Consider the following 19,989-nt stretch of genomic DNA (forward strand, 5'->3'; position numbering starts at 1 on the left):
ACTAATTCTAAGTAGATAAGTAAATTAACCGATGTTCAGGCATCGGTTTTTTATTTCCGCCTGATTAAATGGATCAACTGATGATAAAAAATCAAAAAAGGTTTACCCATATTCTTTTTATCACGCTGCTCTCAATTACATTTTCTGGCTGCCAGACAGTGAAAGAGCATCATCAGCCATCCCAGAAAAATCATAGCGGTTCGGAGCAATCTTCCAAATTACAGGTTTCTGATTGGGAAAATCTGCAACGCTATTCATGGTCTTATCAATCTGCACACAGTAAACATCCCATTCTGCTCCGCTTCAGCCACAATCATATTCATGCCTATGGCGGTTGCAACCGCATGAGCAGGACTTATTTCATTAAAAACCAGACAACCATCATTCCCAAAGGGAGTATGGTCAGTACACTGATTGGATGCAGTGCCCTGGAAAATGAACTGTTAATACGGCTGTTTCTCTCAAACCCAATGCTGTTTAAGATTTCTGACCGACCTGAGCGGACTTTAAAACTGACCCTGAATAATGGAGAGAGCTATACTTTCAGCTCTGAACAGGAACAGAAATAAAACAACCGGCCTGGCTACTCAGTGACTGGCACTCAGCCAGAAACCTGCTTTTTTACGCGCCTGCCGACTTTCTGGAACAAAAGGAACAATCGTCCATGCATGCCACATGCCTGTCCAGATATCGAGTTCAACATCCACACCCTGTGATCTGGCTTTACGGGCAAATTCCCGACTGTCATCCAGTAGAACCTCTTTGGAACCCACCTGCACATAAAAAGGCGGTAAACCTTTAAAATCGGCAAATAAAGGCGAAATCAGCGGATTTTTACGATCCTGCTCTGCGACATAATGTCGGGCAAAATCTCTTTCAAGAAAATATGTCCCGAGAAATGGATCACGGCGATCCTGTTTTTTATGACTGGCTGAAGTCAAAGTTAAATCCAGCCAGGGTGAAAGCAGGTACACGCGGGCTGGCAATGCCACACCTGCATCGCGTGCACGGATACACAAAACCAGTGCCAGATTTCCACCCGCAGAATCACCACCTAAAACAATTTCATAGCCCTGATATTTTTCCACAATTCCTTGCCATACAGCAAAGACATCATCAATTGCAGCAGGAAACCGTGCCTCAGGTGCTAAACGATAGTCTGGAATATAAGCAAAACTTGCCTGTGCCAGCTGACACAGACTTGCTACATAGCCCTTATAACTTTTAGGACTACCCACCACAAAACCACCACCATGAATATAAACCAGAATTCTTTTAGCATTTTTATTCGGGCGCTGGTTTTCGATCTGCATGGTGGGAACATTATTCAGCAGTACTTTTTTTGCCTTAAAAAAGGCTGGTAATGGGGCGAGTAATGTCCCCTTTTCAAAAAAGCTGCGTAATATCTGAGTATTATTTTTATGCAAAAGCAACATTCTTTTTTGCTGTTTAAATAACAACATCGCAATGTGTGACTGATAACTGGACACTTTATTTTTCCTTTTTGTGCTGTCCCTACCATAATCACATTATGCTTAAACTGAATTGGCTGATATTTTTTAAAATCATGGAAATGGGTGAATACCTTAGCAAGTAAGCAAAACTAAATTTTCGGCATAAAAAAACCGATGCAAAAGCATCGGTTTTCAATGATTCTAAATTAAAACTTAGAATACACCTTGCGCTAACATTGCATCAGCAACTTTTACAAAGCCTGCAATGTTTGCACCGTTTACATAGTTCACAGTACCATCTTCTTCAGTACCGTATTTCACGCAGTTACGGTGAATTTCTTTCATGATTGCATGTAAGCGCTCATCCACTTCTTCAAATGTCCAACCCAGACGGATTGAGTTTTGTGACATTTCAAGACCAGAAGTCGCAACACCACCTGCGTTTGATGCTTTACCCGGTGCATAAAGAATTTTCGCTTCAACGAATTTCTCTACTGCTTCAAGCGTAGAAGGCATGTTTGCACCTTCAGCTACACAGATCACACCGTTTGCAAGAAGTGCAACTGCATCTTCTTCAGTTAACTCATTTTGAGTTGCACATGGAAGCGCGATGTCACACTTGATACCCCAAGGACGTTTGCCTTCAAGGTATTCAAAACCGTGTTTAGATGCAAACTCAGAGATACGGCCACGTTTTACGTTTTTAAGTTCCATCACTTCACAAAGCAGTTCAGTTGTGAAACCGTCTTTTACGTAAACAGTACCGTTAGAGTCAGAAAGTGAAACCACTTTCGCACCCAGATACATTGCTTTTTCAGCAGCATATTGTGCAACGTTACCAGAACCCGAAATCGTTACAACTTTATCTTTAAAGCTGTCGCTACGGGTTTTCAGCATTTCTTCAGCAAAGTAAACAGTACCGAAACCAGTCGCTTCAGGGCGAGCCAAAGAACCACCGAAAGACAGTCCTTTACCTGTAAATACGCATGAAGTGTCATTGCTGAGTTTCTTCATCATACCAGCCATGTAGCCTACTTCACGGCCGCCTACACCGATGTCACCCGCAGGGATATCTGTGTTGGAACCAAGATGACGGTATAATTCAATCATCAATGCCTGGCAGAAACGCATGATTTCGCCTTCAGACTTACCTTTAGGATCAAAATCAGAACCACCTTTACCACCGCCCATAGGCAAAGTAGTCAAAGCATTTTTAAAAGTCTGTTCAAACCCAAGGAACTTCAGAATCGAAAGATTGACTGAAGGGTGGAAACGCATACCACCTTTGAATGGACCAATTGCAGAGTTATATTGCACACGGAATGCACGGTTCACATGAGTCTGACCTTTGTCATCCATCCATGAAACACGAAACTGAATTGCACGCTCAGGCTCTACCAGGCGCTCGAGTAAACCATGTTCAGCATATTCAGGGTTTTTCTCGATAAAAGGCCACAGGCTTGTCATCACTTCTTCTACAGCTTGTAGAAATTCAGGTTGATGAGCATCACGTGTTTTTACGTAATTCAGGAAGTCGTTAAGGCTGTTATATTTCAACGCTTAATCCTCAGCATAAAAGTGGATCAAAATTGGTCAAAATTTCAATCGTTGATGTATTTTGGCGCAAAACATTAAATATCTTTTGTTCATATTGCACAATACTTTTTTAAAAAAAACTTAATATAATTTTTAAATATCATCGTTTTAAGTTTAAAAAGTGCATCAGAATCATCTTTCGCTTTTAATGTAACCGCATTGTAAATATGGCATTTTTTGCCCAAAAATAACGCATTCGATGAACCAGTATGGCACATGGGATAATTATGACATTTCATGGTAAAATTCAGCACTTTGATTTTAATCCCACCCTATTATGCTTGTTTTATACAGCAGACTGGTTTGTACATGAATTCGCAGATTTCCCTGATTGAAAAAATTGACGCTTTATTACCACAGACTCAGTGTGGTTTATGCGGGCACCGTGATGGCTGCCTGCCTTATGCAAAGTCAATTTCAGAAGGTGAGGATGCGAATAAGTGTATTCCTGGTGGACAACCTGTTGCAGATGCACTGGCAGCATTGCTGAACCGCGCCAGTATGACAGCAGAAGCCAGTGTATGGCCTGTTCAGTCCGATGGTCGACCTCAGCGTATGAAAGCCGTTATACGCGAAGATGAATGCATTGGCTGCACCAAATGCATCAGTGCCTGCCCGGTAGATGCAATTATTGGTTCAGGTAAACTGATGCACAGCATTCTGACCGATCAGTGTACCGGTTGTGAACTGTGTATTCCTCCCTGCCCAGTTGACTGTATTGACCTGATCGAAGATACACTGTCTGTCCCTGATGAGTCTTTGCGCATACAGGAACAGAATGACCTGCGTAAACGTTATTATGCGCATATCCAGCGGGAAGAAAAACGACGGATTAACCGTAAGGGACCTGTGGTCCGTGCAGATATTGATACAGATCTGTTCAGCCTGTTTTCATCACAGTCGAGTGCTGTTCCTGTGATTCAGCTTGCGGATAAACCTGACCATGCAACGGTGACAATGGATGCGAAAACCACCATTGAATTAGCCAAAATCCGCACACAGATCAAAAAACTGGAAAAACAGCTTTCGGTGTGGCCTGATCCGAAAAAACAGCTGCAACTGGATGAATTAAAAAGACAACTGGATATTGTACAAGGTGGCTCTGTATGACAAAAAATATGACTAAAAAACAGATTCAGACTTTTTTTGAACGCTTACGTGAACAGCGTCCTCATCCAGAAACTGAGCTTAATTATTCAAATCCATTTGAGTTACTGATCGCTGTTACCCTGTCTGCTCAGGCAACGGATGTCAGTGTCAATAAAGCGACTGATAAACTGTTTCCTGTTGCCAATACACCCGAACAGATCTATGCCCTCGGTGTCGATGGCTTGAAAGAATATATTAAAACCATTGGCTTATATAACTCTAAGGCTGAGAACGTCATCAAAGCCTGTAAAATGCTGATTGAACTGCATAACAGCCAGGTTCCTGACAACCGTAAGGATCTGGAGGCACTGCCAGGTGTTGGGCGTAAAACTGCGAATGTTGTACTGAATACAGCCTTTGGTCAGCCCACTATGGCGGTGGACACTCACATTTTCCGCTTAGGTAACCGTACCGGTTTAGCGGTTGGCAAAGATGTGCTGGAAGTAGAGCACAGACTGATTAAGGTCATACCTAAAGAATTTATCATAGACTCGCATCACTGGCTGATTCTGCATGGACGATACTGCTGTATCGCCCGCAAACCGAAATGTACTGAATGTATTGTGTCAGATGTATGTAACTGGCCAGACCGCTACGAATTTGGTGCTCCACGAACAATTAAAGTCCAGCAGATCACCCCATAACACAGCTCTCTGTTATTTCTTATCCGACTTCGCTTTTTTTTCAAGATGTTTTTTCAATGCATCAAGTCGCTGATGTTCCTGTTCAACGCCAGGATGAATCTTATACTGTCTGCTTTCAGCAGAACCATTGCCTTGCTGTGCAGCTTCTTTCTGTATCTTACGCAACAGTCTGATACTGAAAACGCTTAATCCCAGCAATCCAATGAAGCAGATCCCCATTAACAGCAATAATAGAATTTTCATCAGGGACTCCGCCATAAAAAAAGAGCCCTAATATGTATCAGGACTCTTTTAAAGTCAAAACTTCAATTGAAGTTGCGTACTTTCAGCTGTTTCTATCTTATTTATCCAGGATAGCAAACAGATCTTTCTGTACATCTTCAATTGCACGCAGACCATTGAGTTTGTCATAAGTCGGTGCATTTTCACCAGAAGCTGCACGACCCTGGTAGAAACCTACAAGCTGTTCAGTTTCAGTATGATAAGAACCTAAACGCTTACGGATTGTCGCTTCCAGATCATCTGGACGCTGAACCAGGTCTTCACCAGTTTCATCATCTTTACCTTCCACTTTAGGTGGATTGTAGATTGTATGATAAATACGACCAGATGCAGGATGCTGACGGCGACCAGAAAGACGTTTTACAATTTCTTCATCAGGTACATCAATTTCGATCACGTGATCAATTGAAATGCCTTCATTCTCTAAAGCTTCAGCCTGAGGAATGGTGCGCGGGAAACCATCAAAGATACATCCATTGACACAGTCAGGCTGTGCAATGCGTTCTTTCACTAAACCAATGATCAGTTCATCAGAGACCAGGCCACCTGATTCCATCACACTTTTAGCTTTAAGACCTAATTCAGTACCTTCACGAATCGCAGCACGGAGCATATCACCGGTTGAAATTTGTGGGACATTGTAGCGCTTACAGATCAACTGAGCCTGTGTACCTTTACCTGCTCCAGGTGGTCCGAGTAATATAATGCGCATAAAAAAACATCCTCATTTAAACAATATATATGACACTTGTGTTCCATATTGAATGATGGATTCAATATGCAGCTCAGCATCTAATTATAAGAAAGCCACAAACAAATGTATTAAACCAGCTAAAAACCCGGTTACCCCCCCAAGGACAATCAGAATCCATTCGTCTTCCTGAAATGCAGGACGTAACAGGTTCTGAAATTCTTTCGGAGTCAGTTCACGAATACGATCTCTGAACATCTGATAGATTTTCTGTGCACGGCTCGCATTAAACGCAGGGTCGCATACAGGCACCATCGTAATTTCAATTGACCGATCAATCAAGTCTGTCTTGAGTCTTGCGTATTCTTTTGGTCCAAGAGACAACTGTAAAGAAGTACGCACAAGCGGAGTTTCCATGATTTCATTGATGTGGCGTTTAACAATACGGCGGGTTTTGTCTTTTTTCCCACCATACATCATTTCTGTCATGATTGATTTTAACGTAATCAGGTCTTCTGTGACTACACTTGCAAACACATCCGATACTTCATCCTGACGTTTCATGAATGCACCCTGGACATTATAGGTTCCTAAACGGGGAATCACAGGTTTAATCCACGGAAACTTTCTGTTTTCAGTACGTTCAAAGAATTGCGGGTAGCGGATATAGTGCGGTTCAATCGGGTTGAATACCATCCAGATTGCAATCCAGTTGGTCAGAAAACCCCATATTGAAGCCCAAAACGGTACAGTCCAGTGCCATGGCACGACAAACCAGACAATCATCTGGAATATACCGAAAAACATACCGATTAGCGCACTGATATGCCAGATAAAGTTGATCTCTTTCTGTCCAACTTTCAGGAACATTCTCACCATTAAACGGCGATCACCTTCCATCTGGCTGACCACCATTTCACGCATATCCACAAGTGACTCGACGTTCATGGTCAGCTCAGTCACGAGTTCCCTTAAGATACCTGGCAACTGTTTATGTGCCTGACCATAAATTCTGCGTTTGATTGAATAGGGCAGATTTTCCCAGAGCACTGCATTACGGTCAATCATGACTTCATCAATCAGGTGTTCAAGTTCAAATCCAACCTGTTCACCGATTATACGTGCCATGTCCTCCGGATCCATTGCCTCAAGAAACTCTTTCAGCGATCCCAATTTTGACAGGGTGTTATCTGTGATGATCCCTGAAATGCGTCCTGCTTTACGCGGTACAATACCTTGCCAGCCAACAGGCAATGGTCCAAGGTGAAAGCCCCAGAAATTTAATGGATAGAACACCATTTTCAGTGCCATCCACACATGTGCCCAGGTAACAAAAGCAGTTACAGGTATAATACTGAGCACAGCCCAGAAATCAGGACGATTCAGAAAGGCCTGCCATACTTCATTAACCCATTCGAGCATGCATATTTTCCATATTAATTTTAATTACATGATTCCGTTTATACTTCAGGATTGATCATTGTTATTTACAAGCCAATACTTAATGTATAGGAGATTTGTAGCTTTGGATTTATGTCCGCCACTGTATTTCCATAACGGTCTTCAAGTTTTTCACCTGCTCCGATTCCCACACTGAATGTGCTGATCCGCTCTTTACTGAGCATCACATATGACAGATCCACACCTGCTCCGAGTCGGGCTTTATCTTCACCATCAACTTCCTTGCTTTCGATATGTCCAGCATAGGCGCCAATGTAGTAACCGTTCTGATCTGTTCCAGTCAGATGATAAGGATAGCGGAAACCAACCTGTCCACCCGGTTCTTTATCACCATTCCAGAATACACCTGCTTTTGCATAGGCGATACCGTATGGATTGACCCATTCGACATTCATATGCAGTAACTTATGCGTCACCCCTGCCCCGACATTCCATACTGCCGCATTTTCTGGCTTTAATTTCGCTTCTGGCAGATAAGGATTATCCTGCGCGTACGCAACATTTGCCAGCGTAAGGCATGCCAGCAAGGAATAAACTCTTGTCATTATTGTCACCAATGTCCTTAATTTTATTTTAATACTGCCTTGTTTCTGAATTTTCGACTTTAGCAGAATTGTCCTGTTTCTTATAGACAGGACTTTACCTTTTTCCTGTCGATAATGTCAAAAACGTCAAAATAAATCCATATGTTAATCCAATACAATTTTCAATTATCACAACACCCTGCACATGCTGTAGAATGACTGCCTTAAATTTCCCTTCTTTCACTTCAGTTGTTCAAGTCGATTGCATATGAAACAGCACTTTCCTTTAAAAAATGTCCAGCAAGAGAAGCGCATTTTTCGCAATCGGATTTTCATTTCCCTGGGTATTGTCCTGTTTTTTATGCTGTTGCTGGTGGCGCGTTATGCCTATCTTCAGTTAATGCATTTCGATGAGTTTTCTACAGCTTCAGATCAGAACCGTATCCGGCTGCAGCCACTGGCACCCGCCCGTGGATATATTTATGACCGTAACGGCATATTACTGGCAGATAACTACCCAGTTTTCTCTGCAACCATGAGCCGTGCAGATGTCGAAGATATTGATGATACTGTTGAACGCCTGATTCCAGTTCTAAGCCTGACTCAGGAAGATATTGACCGTTTCAAAAGCCGGATTAAAACTTCCAAGAAAACTGAACGGGTTTCTTTGAAACTGAATTTAACTGAAGCCGATATTGCCAAATTCAGTGAAGTCAAATACAAATTCCCCGGGGTCAGCATTGACACTCAGATGACCCGCTATTATCCACACGGCGAACTGTTTGCACACGTCATTGGCTATGTCGGTCGAATCAACGACAAAGAACTGAAAAGTATAGATAAAAACCTGTATGCCGGCACCAACCTGATTGGGAAAATCGGGGTGGAAAAATCGTATGAAGATCTTCTGCATGGTGTACCTGGCAATGAGTCTGTAGAAGCAGATGCCCATGGTAATGTACTGCGTAACCTGGGTCGTAAAGAGCCGGTTCGGGGCAATGATCTGTATCTGTCCATTGATTATGGTTTACAGGTCACAGCAACGGAACAGCTTGCAGGACGTCGTGGTGCCATTGTTGCCATGGATCCCCGCAGTGGTGAAATTCTGGCACTGGTCTCAAGCCCAAGCTTTAACCCGAATCTGTTTGTGACAGGTATCAGCCATACAGATTACAGCGCTTTAAGAGACAACCTGGATCAGCCACTCTACAACCGCGCTGTTCAGGGGGCATATCCCCCTGGTTCCACCATTAAACCCATGTTTGGTATGGGGGGTCTGCACTATGGTTATGTGGACTGGAATACTGCAATTTCAGACCCAGGTTACTTTACTTTACCCGGTGACAGCCACCGTTTCCGTGACCATAAAAAAACAGGTCACGGCTCTGTCAATATGCATAAAGCACAGATCGTTTCCTGTGATACCTATTTCTATGTCCTGTCTTATCGGATGGGCATTGATAAAATGAATGACTGGATGCGTCAGTTCGGCTTTGGACAGAAAACAGGCGTGGATTTACCAAGTGAAAGTGAGGGGCTCTATCCAAGTCAGGAATGGAAAATGCGAACCCGTAAAAGCAAATGGCTGAAGGGTGAAACGATTTCCGTCAGTATTGGTCAGGGTGCATTTACAGCAACACCATTACAGCTGGCAATGGCAACTGCGATCACTGCCAATCAGGGAGCACACGTGACCCCTCATGTCCTGCGTGAGAGTAAAGGTTCGAAGCCATATGTTGTACACAACGCCCCTGATGGCAAAATCCAGTTTAATGGCAAGCCTGAAGACTGGATAAAAATGCGCGATGCCATGGTTGACGTTGTACAGTCAGGAACCGGACGTGGAATCCGAACCCCGATGTATCACATTGCAGGTAAAACAGGGACAGCCCAGGTCAAAAGTATTGCACAGGGTAAACGTTATAATGAATCCCTGCTGACCGAACGCCAGCTCGATCACGGTCTGTTTATTGGTTTTGCTCCCGCTGAAAATCCAGAAATTGTTGTTGCCGTTGTATGGGAAAATGGTCGTCACGGTGGCTCAGCAGCCCAGCTGGCAAAACCCTTGTTTGACTACTGGCTGCTTAAACGTAAAAAAACACCAGTCCGTCCTGCAGATCATCAGATCAGCGGTGGCTTAATGACAGCCGGTATCAAACCAGGAGAGCTTCCAAGTGGTGCTGACGCTGCATCATCAGCAACTGCGACAACACAGGCACCCGCGTCACACAGTGAAGATGCAGAGTAATTTATGAAGAATCAGCTCAGAATTATTGGTGGAGAATGGAAGCGACGCCAGCTCCCATTTGCTTCAGTTGAGGGCTTACGTCCGACCCCTGACCGTGTCCGGGAAACACTGTTCAACTGGTTAATGTGGGACATTCAGAATGCTGCTGTTCTTGACCTGTGTACAGGCTCTGGAGCTTTGAGTTTTGAAGCCCTGTCCCGTGGCGCATCTCATGTGCTGATGATTGAACCTGAGCGTACCCAGGCTGAATTTCTGAAAAATAATATTAAACTGCTGAATGCGAAAAATGCGGAGCTGAAAACATCAACCGCCCAGAAGGTTTTACCTGCACTGAACAGCATGTTTGATGTGGTTTTTCTGGACCCACCTTACAGCCTGGATCTATGGGAAGAACTGTCCATGCTGGCTGATCCGCTGATTAAAACCCAGGGATTCATTTATGTGGAAGCTGACCGTTCACTGGAACAGCTGAAACTACCTGCCTCCTGGCAACTGATCAAACAGACCAAAGCAGGGACGGTACAGGCAGGACTGTTTCAGAAAAGCTGATTTCCCGATATTTTAAAAGGTACTGAATGCACCTTTTTATCTGTATCCTTTTCTACATTTTCCCCATGATATTTTTCTTATCATTTAAAATGGCGAATACCTCAACACACCATGCGTATTTTTTCTTACAATAACGCTTCAGTTTTTATCTATCTGTATTTCTGAATGACCTGGTTACTTTTTATTTCTGGTGCTGTAGTCGCAGGCTTTGTGCAGGGACTGACAGGCTTTGCTTTTGCATTAATCGCCATGTCGTTCTGGGTATGGGTGCTTTCACCACAGCTGGCTGCCCCCCTGGTGGTTTTTGCCTCGGTATGGAGTCACCTCATTTCGATGTGCAGTGAACAGAAGCAAAAAAGTAATATTTCACTGGTTTTACCCTATTTTATTGCGGGAATAATCGGCGTTCCGATAGGGACATATTTACTGGTACTGATCAACCCTGAAACTTTCAAATTCATCCTCGGATTGTTTCTTGTTCTATGGTGTCCAGTGATGTTCTTCAACCCACAGTTTTCCGTAATTCAGAAGTCTGGAAAAATCGCCGACAGTCTGATTGGCTTTACTGGAGGTATTCTGGGAGGACTTGGGGGCTTTTGTGGTTCATTACCCTCTGCATGGGTCATGCTGAAAAATCTGAGTAAAGACGAACAGCGCTATATTCTCAGACATTTTAATTTTGGTATACAACTCTTTACTTTGGCAGCCTACCTTTTCCAGGGGACTATTCACTCTGAACATCTGCCTTATATGGGGGCTATTTTACTCAGTGTCAGCATTCCAGCTATACTGGGTGCGCGACTTTTCTATAAAATTTCAGAAAAACAGTTTAAACATACTGTGCTGTCGCTGCTGTTTACCTCGGGATGCTTTTTACTGCTCACTGTATTGTTGCACTGAAAATATGGACTAAAAACTGAATGTCCAGAACAGTCGGATCACTTGCCCCCGATCGTATGGAAAAGCTGAAATATATTCATAACCCACCCTGTTGGAGCGATTTACTTTAAATTCCATACCGTAACCAAAAGAGACATAGAAATCCTGTAAACCGATCTGATCCATACCGCCATCGAGCAGTTTCCCTTTTACTGCATCTGTCTGATAAGCCGTATAGTTATAAATCCGAACCAGATCATTTTCAAAAAACTGATTATTCAGTAAAGCATAGTCCTGATTTTCTTCTTCAGTTTGCTGAGCAAGCTGCTTTTGTTCTTCTTCATGAATATCAATCATTTCAGAGTCCATTTCGACATCTTTTATGTCTGCATTTTCAGCAAAAACACAACTGGACTGAAACAGTAAAAATAAAAGAATATTACGCATTAAACTGACCATATAAATAAATCATGACCACTCATATCTCTGTATGTTCTGAACCGCTTTATATCTGCTACTTTTAACACACCCAGTCAGGACAGAGAAGTAAAATGTGAACAGCATTTATTTTATTGTTCTATCAATAAAATATCTGATCAATCATGTTTATCCTTGCGCTTAAACTTTCACTTATACGACCAGACCTGTTAATGTCTCAGATAAAATTTAAGAGTGTTTTTTCATGCAGATTAAAGATCAGATTGTTTTAATTACGGGCGGTGCAAGAGGACTTGGACTGGCTATAAGTAAGGCTTTATTACGTGAAAAAGCTCGAATTATTGTCAATTACTTAAGCAGCGAACAGTCAGCAAAACAGCTTGAACAGGAATATCCTGAACAGGTTTTCTGTGCTCAGGCAGATGTGACCAACGCTGATCAGATCAAAGCCCTGTTCCTTGCAGCTAAAAAGCATTTCGGCAGCCCGATCAGTGCTGTTGTAAACAATGCCCTGGTACACTTTGAATTTAATGGTGATGCCCGCCCCGATCTTACATCGCTTACAGCTGAACATTTACAAAGTCAGTTTAACGGTGCTGTCCAGGCTGCCCTAAACACCACTCAGGCAGCACTGGAAGACATGAAAAAACAACAGTTTGGCAGAATCATCAATATCGGTACCAATCTAGTTCAGAACCCCGTTGTTCCTTATCATGACTATACTGCCGCAAAAGCAGCACTGCTGGCATTTACCCGGACATCAGCGCATGAACTTGGACAGTATGGCATCAATGTCAATATGCTCTCAGGTGGACTGCTGCAGACAACCGATGCCAGCAAAGCAACGCCTGATGCTGTCTTTGATTTAATTGCAGCATCCACACCTTTACGCAGGGTGACAACCCCTGAAGAATTTGCAGATGCAGTCCTGATGTTTTTATCACCCTTTTCACGTGCTGTGACAGGTCAGAATCTGATTGTAGATGGCGGACTGGTCAAGGGCTGATCAGACCCGATCAACGGCTTCTCAACCAGATATTTTTTAAGCAGTCAGATCCTGTATCTTCAGTTATAAGTACCCAGTTTTTTATACAATACAGGGTATATCTGCCTATTTCTGCCCTACCCCTCCACATGAAATCCCTCATCATCATCTGTCTATATGTAGTCCTGACTGCCTGCTCCCTCAGTGCATCCAAAGATCTGAAACATGCTGAACAACTGCTGACTCAGTTCCAGTGTAGCAATATCGAAAGTTCGGATATGTCTCATACTTCAATCACCAGCTACCATGAGCACTTACTTGCAGTAACCCGACAGAAAGTTGAGGTTTATGTGGAAAGTTATAAAAATGGCGAAAAGCTGTTTGATATGCCTTTGAGTGAAATCGTACAGCAGCAGTACGCTGTTTACCGCTCTGCCTGTCAGAGTCTTGGCGGGATTACAGTCACAGCCGATCAATAAAACAGATACAGCCTGTAGATCTGGAAATAAAAAAGCAGAATATCAATATATTCTGCTTCAATATTTCATTGTGACGCAAAAATCATTATCCGTCAGTCTTATGCATCCTTTTCCTCAGAATGATAACGACGGTCCACACTGAACAACTCCGGATATTTAGGATTGATTCCTGCATAAAAGTCCATAATTTCAGCCATATCCTGCTCGTAATTCCCAGTAGGATAGACAATTTTTCCAATACCTGTCGTCTTTTTCGCATAGTCCATATATGCAAGAGCAATCGGTACCCCAGCATTTATTGCGACATGATAAAAACCGGTTTTCCACTGTTCCTGCTTTGAACGTGTACCTTCAGGGGTTATCAGCATGACCAGTTTCTGATGTGTCCTGAACAGATCACTCATCAGATCCACCATACTTGGACGAGGCTCACCCTCTTTTTTAGGACGACGGTCAATGCCAATACCACCCATTGCGCGTACAAATGGACCAAATGGCAGTTTCATATAACTGTCTTTAATCGTGATCCGCACATTGACACCTAATGCCTTCAGAGCAAGCCTGGCATACAGTGCATCCCAGTTACTGGTATGTGGTGCAGCAATCATGACACACTGATCTAGGGTCAGATCCCAGTGATTATCTATTTTCCAGCCCATCAACCCCAGACTTTGTTCTGCCATTTTTTCGAACATGGTATATTTCGCAATATAAAATTTGTGCGAATTGTACCAATGACGCACAGATTAAACAGTCATAAATGCAGATAAAACATACAATTAATATATAAATGTATAAGAATTTATTTCAGTTTTTTTAAACTTCATAAAGGCTGAAAAACACTTAATTTTCATATTGTAATTATTTACATGCTAAAAATTTCACACACTGCTTATTTTTAATAAAAATTATCAGATCAGCCTTAAATGCTCACCCTCAGAAATTTCCAGACCATCTGATCTTATTTCTTTTCCAGATATCCAATTTCCTAAAATTTACTGCTGTCTTTTATGGTCTATTTTGCCAGTAATACAGCCTGCCATCAGAGTCATGCTTAAATTACACGCCTCTCTGTCCCACAAGTTTTAACATTACTCTGACAAGCACCAGGCACTATGTTATGTTTTAATTTCTGATGAATAAAACAACGCTTTTCCAGGATAATCCAATGAAAAAGACATATATTGCTCTCAGCCTTGCTGTGATCACCACTTTGGGTCTCACTGCCTGTAATAAACCAAAAACGGAGGAACCATCAACTCCATCGACTGTAGAATCCACTACTCCAACTGCTGAAAATCCGGCATCTTCAAGCCAGCTTCCTGTTGCTGACAGCGCTGAAACATCACTGGACTGGGCAGGTGAATACAAAGGCGTTTTCCCATGTGCTGACTGCTCAGGCATTGAAACTGAACTTGAACTTAAATCAGATAAAACCTATGAACTGACTGAAAAATACCAGGGTAAAGGTACAGGCAATGAATTTAAGGTCAAAGGCACTTTCAGCTTTGATCAGGACAATCCATCCATCATCACCCTGGATAAAGCAGCAGAAAACAGAAAGTTCTTTGTCGGTGAAAACTTTGTAGAAGCACGCGATATAGAAACCGGAAAGGCGCTTGAAACAAAACTGAACTACAAGCTGCAGAAAGAGTTGCGCTGACATTCAGCTTTAAGGAACAAAATACTGTATCCATTATTCTGAAATAATTCACAGCTCGCTGTTCACTGGCTTTAATTTCTCCATAAAAAAAACCCAGCTTTCGCTGGGTTTTTTGAATCACTCGGGAGGATTAACCACCGAACTGGTTCATTGTGTTTTTAGCATCATCATGCGCTTTAAGAGCGTTGTCACCAGAGAAGATTTCTTTGTGATCATCACCGATGTCAGAACCAGCCATTGCCTGGTGTTTAACACAAGCAATACCGCCACGGATTTCTTTACGCTGTACACCAGCAACATAAGCCAGCATACCTTCAGAACCGAAGTAACCTTGAGCAAGCTCGTGAGTAGACAGAGCAGCTGTGTGGTAAGTCGGAAGAGTGATCAGGTGATGGAATACACCCGCTTCACGAGAAGCATCTGCCTGGAATGTACGAACTTTTTCATCAGCATCAGCAGCTAATTCAGTTGCATCGTACTCAGCGCTCATTAATTTAGCACGGTCGTAAGCAGAAACGTCTTTACCTTCAGCAACCCAACGGTCGTATGCTTGCTGACGGAAGTTTAAAGTCCAGTTGAACGATGGAGAGTTGTTATAAACAAGTTTCGCATTTGGAACTGTTTCTTTAACACGGTTCACCATGTGAGCGATTTCTTCAACGTTTGGAGTCGCAGTTTCGATCCACAGAAGGTCAGCACCGTTCTGTAAGCTTGACACACAGTCAAGTACAACGCGGTCAATCTGGGTGCCTTCACGGAACTGATACAAACCAGAAGCTAAACGCTTAGGACGGTGTAATTTACCGTTACGTTTGATCAGGATTTCATCTTCCTGAGCTTCAGCGATGTCGATTTCAACTGTATCTAAGTAGCTGATGTACTGAGAAGCGATGTCGCCTGGCTCTTTAACCACTGGGATTTTCTGAGTCAAGTCAGCGCCTTCAGAGTCAGTACGCGCAACGATGATACCGTCGTCAAGACCCATTTCTAAGAATGCATAACGTAATGCATGGATTTTAGCGATGAAGTCTTCGTGTGGAACTGTTACTTTACCAGCCTGGTGACCACACTGTTTAGCGTCAGAAACCTGGTTTTCGATCTGCAGTGCACAAGCACCAGCTTCGATCATTTTACGAGCAAGTAAGTAAGTCGCTTCTTCGTTACCGAAACCAGCGTCGATGTCCGCAATAATTGGCACAACGTGAGTCTGGAAACCATCGATTTGAGCAGTGATTTCAGCAGCTTTAGCAGTATCACCAGCTTCCTGTGCTTTTTTAAGTGCACGGAACAGATCGTTTAATTCTTTAGCATCAGCCTGGCGAAGGAAAGTATAGATTTCTTCGATTAACGCAGGAACTGAAGTTTTTTCGTGCATTGACTGGTCAGGAAGTGGACCAAATTCTGAACGAAGTGCAGCAACCATCCAACCAGAAAGGTAGATATAACGACGTTCAGTAGTACCGAAGTATTTTTTGTTCGCAATCATTTTCTGTTGCGCGATGAAACCGTGCCAGCAACCTAATGACTGAGTGTATTTGCTTGAGTCTGCATCATAAGCAGCCATATCACGACGCATAATCGCAGCTGTATATTTAGCAATGTCTAAACCGGTTTTAAAACGGTTTTGCATTTGCATACGTGCAGCATCTTCTGGGCTGATATCGCGCCAGGTGCTTCCGAATTTTGCTTTTAATTCACGGATTGCATCAATCGCTGTTAAGTATGTAGACATGATATGTTCCTGTATATAATATTTAGGATTTCATCAATTAAAGTGCTAAACCTGCTCGGAATAAATTGTTCAGATTTAATACACTTCGCTGTTATGGACTTAGCTTAGTTTGAGTCAAATAATTAATCCAATATTCTGCGTTAATTCCCAGTATTTATTTAAAAAATACATAGATCAAAGTCGTATTATAATATTTATTTACATTTATAAATTACTGTTTAATATGTGTTTTTTAAATCTTAAACGTGATCACAAAAACAACATATTGCTTAAAAATTAATTATTAGACTTAAGTCGTGCTTTTGTAAAAAAGTGCATTTCCTCTTCAGATTAAAACTGAAATCAGTTTTTATGTCACACACTACAGTATAATAATCACACAAAAAAAATAAGTGATGGTGAATGACTGGATACTGAATAAAGCCCTCTGAAGGATAAACTCAGTTCCTGCTCAGAAAGCTCAAAAAACCAGTGAAAAAAGCACCTCAGATCATGAATAAGGCAGGCTGCTCAAAAAGGGAAAAGTGATCTCCATTTCCTGTTACAGACTGCGTTTTAATTCATCTTTTTTTATACACAACCTATATCGCTTATGGCATAATCAAAATAATTTCTTGATTTTATTTTCGGTATTTATTTTATGAATCTGGAGCGGGTCGATCTTAATCTATTAATTTATCTTGATGTACTGCTTCGTGAAAAAAATGTAACTCGTGCTGCTGAACAGTTAGGTGTAACACAGCCTGCCATGAGTAATATTTTGCGTCGTTTACGTAATTTATTTAATGATCCTCTCCTGATCCGCTCTTCTGAAGGAATGACACCGACAGAACGGGCACTGGAACTGCAACCGCGTATCCGTGATGCACTTTCTGATCTCTCCATGATTCTTGAACCACGTACCGAGTTCCGCCCTTATACATCCAACCGTGTATTCCGCATTATGACTTCGGACTATGCAGAAGCCACACTGGTTCCGCGTTTAGTCAAGGCACTGCGTTCTGAAGCACCCAATGTCGTACTCGACTTTTTAACACCGAGTGATGTGTCTTACCGTGACATGGAACAGGGTAAAGTCGATCTTGCGATTAACCGCTTCAATGAAATTCCACAAAGTTTCCATCAGGTGCTGGTGTGGCGTGACAGTTTTTCATGTCTGCTGAACAGTAAGCACCCTGCTGCCACCAACCTGAACCTGAAAAGCTACCTGGATGCACAGCATATCTGGGTATCAAAAACAGGAATGGGCGTTGGCTTTGGTGTAAATCCTGAAAAACAGGCAGGTTTAGGCTGGATTGATCAGGCTCTTGAACGTATTGGTCAGAAACGTAAAATTTCTGTTTTTACCCGACATTACCAGATGCCTGCCCTGTTGGCTTCCAATGTTGATCTGATTGCCACACTTCCATCCCGTATTGCACATTTACAGGGAAATAACCAGAGTCTGCTGATCAAAGATCCGCCTTTTTATATTCCAGAATTTGAACTCAAAATGGCATGGTGCCCTTTACTTCATCACCATCCTGCACATCGCTGGTTACGTCAGCTTATTCTGTATGTTGCACGTCAGATGATTGAAGAGGAAAACCGTGAATATTTATTGAATAATTCACAATTTTCACATTATTAAGCAAGACGCTTCTTAAATACCGCGTTTTACGCTTATACTGTCAGCACCAAAAGGGAATATCTGAATATTACCTTCTGGTGCTTTTGTGTTAAAAATATTCATAATAATCAAAATCCACAGGTGGATTCGTGAGCCTTTTCCAGAATATCCTCATCATCGCGGTACTGATTGTAGGGGCAGGTTTTTTATCTTTGACAGAAATTGCACTTGCTGGTGCACGCAAAGTCAAACTCAAGATTCTTGCCGAATCAGGAGATGAACGCGCACAGAAAGTCCTCGACTTACAGCAGAACTCTGCTGATTTCTTTGCTGCGTCGCAAATTGGCTTAAATGCCGTCGCTATCCTGGGCGGTATTTTAGGTGAAGGGGCATTTCGTCCTTATTTCTTTGAATTTGTTTCACGTTTCTATGTTGGCCCCTGGGCTGAAACCATCAGCTTTGCCCTTTCATTCACCTTAGTCACTTCATTATTTATTCTGTTTGCAGACCTCATGCCAAAACGCATGGCGATGATTGCACCAGAAAAAATTGCTGTTTCAGTGATCAACCCGATTCAGATTTTCATTGTGGTATGTAAACCACTTGCCTGGTTTATCAATGCCGTTGCCAATCTGCTGTTCCGTTTATTCAAAGTGAACACCACCCGTGAAGACAATATTACTTTTGATGATATTTCTGCGGTAATGGATGCCGGTGCGCAAGCAGGCGTATTGCAGAAACAGGAACACCACTTTATTGAAAACGTATTTGAGCTGGAAGAGCGTAATGTTCCCTCAAGTATGACCACACGTGAAAATGTTGTGTTCTTTACACTGAAAGAATCTGAATCAAGTATCCGTCAGAAACTTGCCGAATATCCTTATTCCAAGTTTTTAGTCTGCAGTGAAAATATTGATGATGTGATTGGTTATGTGGATGCCAAAGATATTCTGGTGCGTATTTTAAATAATCAGTCTTTATTACAGTTAAACGAAAATACCATCCGTACAGTACTGACTATTCCTGACACACTGACCTTATCAGAAGTACTTGACCGCTTCCGCTCCACCAAAGAGAAATTTGCGGTGGTGATTAATGAATATGCCCTGGTCGTTGGCGTGATTACTCTGTCCGACATTATGATTACGGTCATGGGTGACTGGGTAACACCGATTGAAGAAGATCAGCAGATCATTAAACGTGACAACAATTCATGGCTGATTGAAGGCAGTACTCCAATTGAAGACGTTAAACATGCGCTTGAAATTGATGAAATGCCAGATGAGGAAAATTATGAAACCCTTGCCGGCTTTATGATGTTCCGTTTACGTAAAATTCCGCGCCCAGCAGATGCCGTGATTTATGGCGGATATAAATTTGAAGTGGTTGATGTCGATCATTTTAAAATAGATCAGCTGTTGGTGACCCGCTTACTGGAAAAAGCAGAGCATCCAGAAGCCCAGTCCGAAGAATAAACATACCGATTGATACCCTCATGAACGAGGGTATTTTTTTATAAAATATCTAAAATCATAGTAATCAATCATCAATTGCTGAAATATTCATTTTCAGATACTGAAATCAAACGGATAATAAATAAAAAACT

General features: G+C 42.3%; 20 protein-coding genes. 11 read left to right on the forward strand and 9 right to left on the reverse strand.

The features are described 5' to 3' along the window. The first annotated feature begins 158 nt into the window (after positions 1–158). Positions 159–569, forward strand: a complete 411-nt coding sequence (locus CDG61_RS11890; RefSeq protein ID WP_171405605.1) for an META domain-containing protein — start codon at positions 159–161, stop codon at positions 567–569. A gap of 18 nt (positions 570–587) precedes the next feature. Here CDG61_RS11890 and CDG61_RS11895 read toward each other — a convergent pair whose 3' ends face one another. Both CDG61_RS11895 and gdhA read right to left on the reverse strand, forming a co-directional pair. Beyond that, positions 588–1,490, reverse strand: coding sequence for an alpha/beta hydrolase (locus tag CDG61_RS11895; protein ID WP_087549317.1), 903 nt, complete (start codon positions 1,488–1,490; stop codon positions 588–590). A gap of 177 nt (positions 1,491–1,667) precedes the next feature. Then, positions 1,668–3,011, reverse strand: coding sequence for an NADP-specific glutamate dehydrogenase (gene gdhA / locus CDG61_RS11900; RefSeq protein ID WP_087511832.1), 1,344 nt, complete (start codon positions 3,009–3,011; stop codon positions 1,668–1,670). 348 nt (positions 3,012–3,359) lie between these two features. Here gdhA and CDG61_RS11910 point away from each other — a divergent pair, with 348 nt between their 5' ends. Continuing rightward, a complete protein-coding gene (locus CDG61_RS11910; RefSeq protein WP_087549637.1) occupies positions 3,360–4,160 on the forward strand; it encodes an RnfABCDGE type electron transport complex subunit B in 801 nt (266 codons plus the stop codon). Further along, entirely contained in the window at positions 4,157–4,843 is a 687-nt protein-coding gene (nth, locus tag CDG61_RS11915) for an endonuclease III (protein ID WP_087549318.1), read from the forward strand. Before CDG61_RS11910 ends, nth begins: the two co-directional genes overlap by 4 nt. 12 nt (positions 4,844–4,855) lie before the next feature. Here nth and CDG61_RS11920 read toward each other — a convergent pair whose 3' ends face one another. The 4 genes from CDG61_RS11920 to CDG61_RS11935 all read right to left on the reverse strand — a co-directional run bounded on the left by CDG61_RS11920 (position 4,856) and on the right by CDG61_RS11935 (position 7,822). Continuing rightward, positions 4,856–5,086: a hypothetical protein gene (locus CDG61_RS11920; protein WP_147387790.1), complete on the reverse strand. Its 231-nt coding sequence runs from the start codon at positions 5,084–5,086 to the stop codon at positions 4,856–4,858. A gap of 97 nt (positions 5,087–5,183) precedes the next feature. Next, positions 5,184–5,837, reverse strand: coding sequence for an adenylate kinase (gene adk, locus CDG61_RS11925; protein WP_087511836.1), 654 nt, complete (start codon positions 5,835–5,837; stop codon positions 5,184–5,186). Positions 5,838–5,921: 84 nt separating this feature from the next. Then, a complete protein-coding gene (locus CDG61_RS11930) occupies positions 5,922–7,238 on the reverse strand; it encodes a hypothetical protein (protein WP_087511837.1) in 1,317 nt (438 codons plus the stop codon). A gap of 65 nt (positions 7,239–7,303) precedes the next feature. Further along, positions 7,304–7,822: a hypothetical protein gene (locus CDG61_RS11935; RefSeq protein ID WP_087549319.1), complete on the reverse strand. Its 519-nt coding sequence runs from the start codon at positions 7,820–7,822 to the stop codon at positions 7,304–7,306. Positions 7,823–8,069: 247 nt separating this feature from the next. On the opposite strand from CDG61_RS11935, the gene mrdA reads away from it, so the two are divergent. The 3 genes from mrdA (at position 8,070) to CDG61_RS11950 (ending at position 11,498) form a co-directional block, all read left to right on the forward strand. Further along, positions 8,070–10,049 carry a penicillin-binding protein 2 gene (mrdA, locus tag CDG61_RS11940; protein ID WP_087549320.1) on the forward strand — a complete coding sequence of 660 codons (1,980 nt, stop codon included), beginning with the start codon at positions 8,070–8,072 and terminating at the stop codon, positions 10,047–10,049. Positions 10,050–10,052: 3 nt separating this feature from the next. Beyond that, positions 10,053–10,598, forward strand: a complete 546-nt coding sequence (rsmD, locus tag CDG61_RS11945; protein WP_087549321.1) for a 16S rRNA (guanine(966)-N(2))-methyltransferase RsmD — start codon at positions 10,053–10,055, stop codon at positions 10,596–10,598. 165 nt (positions 10,599–10,763) lie between these two features. Then, a complete protein-coding gene (locus CDG61_RS11950) occupies positions 10,764–11,498 on the forward strand; it encodes a sulfite exporter TauE/SafE family protein (RefSeq protein WP_087549322.1) in 735 nt (244 codons plus the stop codon). A 9-nt stretch (positions 11,499–11,507) separates the two neighbouring features. On the opposite strand, the gene CDG61_RS11955 is transcribed toward CDG61_RS11950, so the two are convergent. Further along, positions 11,508–11,924 carry a hypothetical protein gene (locus CDG61_RS11955; RefSeq protein WP_147387791.1) on the reverse strand — a complete coding sequence of 139 codons (417 nt, stop codon included), beginning with the start codon at positions 11,922–11,924 and terminating at the stop codon, positions 11,508–11,510. 235 nt (positions 11,925–12,159) lie between these two features. Here CDG61_RS11955 and CDG61_RS11960 point away from each other — a divergent pair, with 235 nt between their 5' ends. After that, complete coding sequence (locus CDG61_RS11960; protein WP_087549324.1) at positions 12,160–12,921, forward strand: 3-oxoacyl-ACP reductase; 762 nt, start codon at positions 12,160–12,162, stop codon at positions 12,919–12,921. Positions 12,922–13,049: 128 nt separating this feature from the next. After that, complete coding sequence (locus CDG61_RS11965; RefSeq protein ID WP_087549325.1) at positions 13,050–13,379, forward strand: hypothetical protein; 330 nt, start codon at positions 13,050–13,052, stop codon at positions 13,377–13,379. Between the two features lie 98 nt (positions 13,380–13,477). On the opposite strand, the gene CDG61_RS11970 is transcribed toward CDG61_RS11965, so the two are convergent. Beyond that, complete coding sequence (locus CDG61_RS11970) at positions 13,478–14,074, reverse strand: 1-acyl-sn-glycerol-3-phosphate acyltransferase (protein WP_087549326.1); 597 nt, start codon at positions 14,072–14,074, stop codon at positions 13,478–13,480. Positions 14,075–14,547: 473 nt separating this feature from the next. Between CDG61_RS11970 and CDG61_RS11975 the strand changes: the two genes are divergently transcribed. Next, positions 14,548–15,042, forward strand: a complete 495-nt coding sequence (locus tag CDG61_RS11975) for a copper resistance protein NlpE (RefSeq protein ID WP_087549327.1) — start codon at positions 14,548–14,550, stop codon at positions 15,040–15,042. Positions 15,043–15,172: 130 nt separating this feature from the next. Here CDG61_RS11975 and CDG61_RS11980 read toward each other — a convergent pair whose 3' ends face one another. Then, positions 15,173–16,774, reverse strand: coding sequence for an isocitrate lyase (locus tag CDG61_RS11980; protein ID WP_087549328.1), 1,602 nt, complete (start codon positions 16,772–16,774; stop codon positions 15,173–15,175). 640 nt (positions 16,775–17,414) lie between these two features. Between CDG61_RS11980 and CDG61_RS11985 the strand changes: the two genes are divergently transcribed. Both CDG61_RS11985 and CDG61_RS11990 read left to right on the forward strand, forming a co-directional pair. Then, positions 17,415–18,404, forward strand: a complete 990-nt coding sequence (locus CDG61_RS11985) for a LysR family transcriptional regulator (protein ID WP_087511848.1) — start codon at positions 17,415–17,417, stop codon at positions 18,402–18,404. 128 nt (positions 18,405–18,532) lie between these two features. Continuing rightward, positions 18,533–19,858 carry a hemolysin family protein gene (locus CDG61_RS11990; protein WP_087511849.1) on the forward strand — a complete coding sequence of 442 codons (1,326 nt, stop codon included), beginning with the start codon at positions 18,533–18,535 and terminating at the stop codon, positions 19,856–19,858. The last annotated feature ends 131 nt before the right edge of the window (positions 19,859–19,989 follow it).

The organism is Acinetobacter sp. WCHAc010052, assembly GCF_002165295.2.
Classification (GTDB): domain Bacteria; phylum Pseudomonadota; class Gammaproteobacteria; order Pseudomonadales; family Moraxellaceae; genus Acinetobacter; species Acinetobacter chinensis.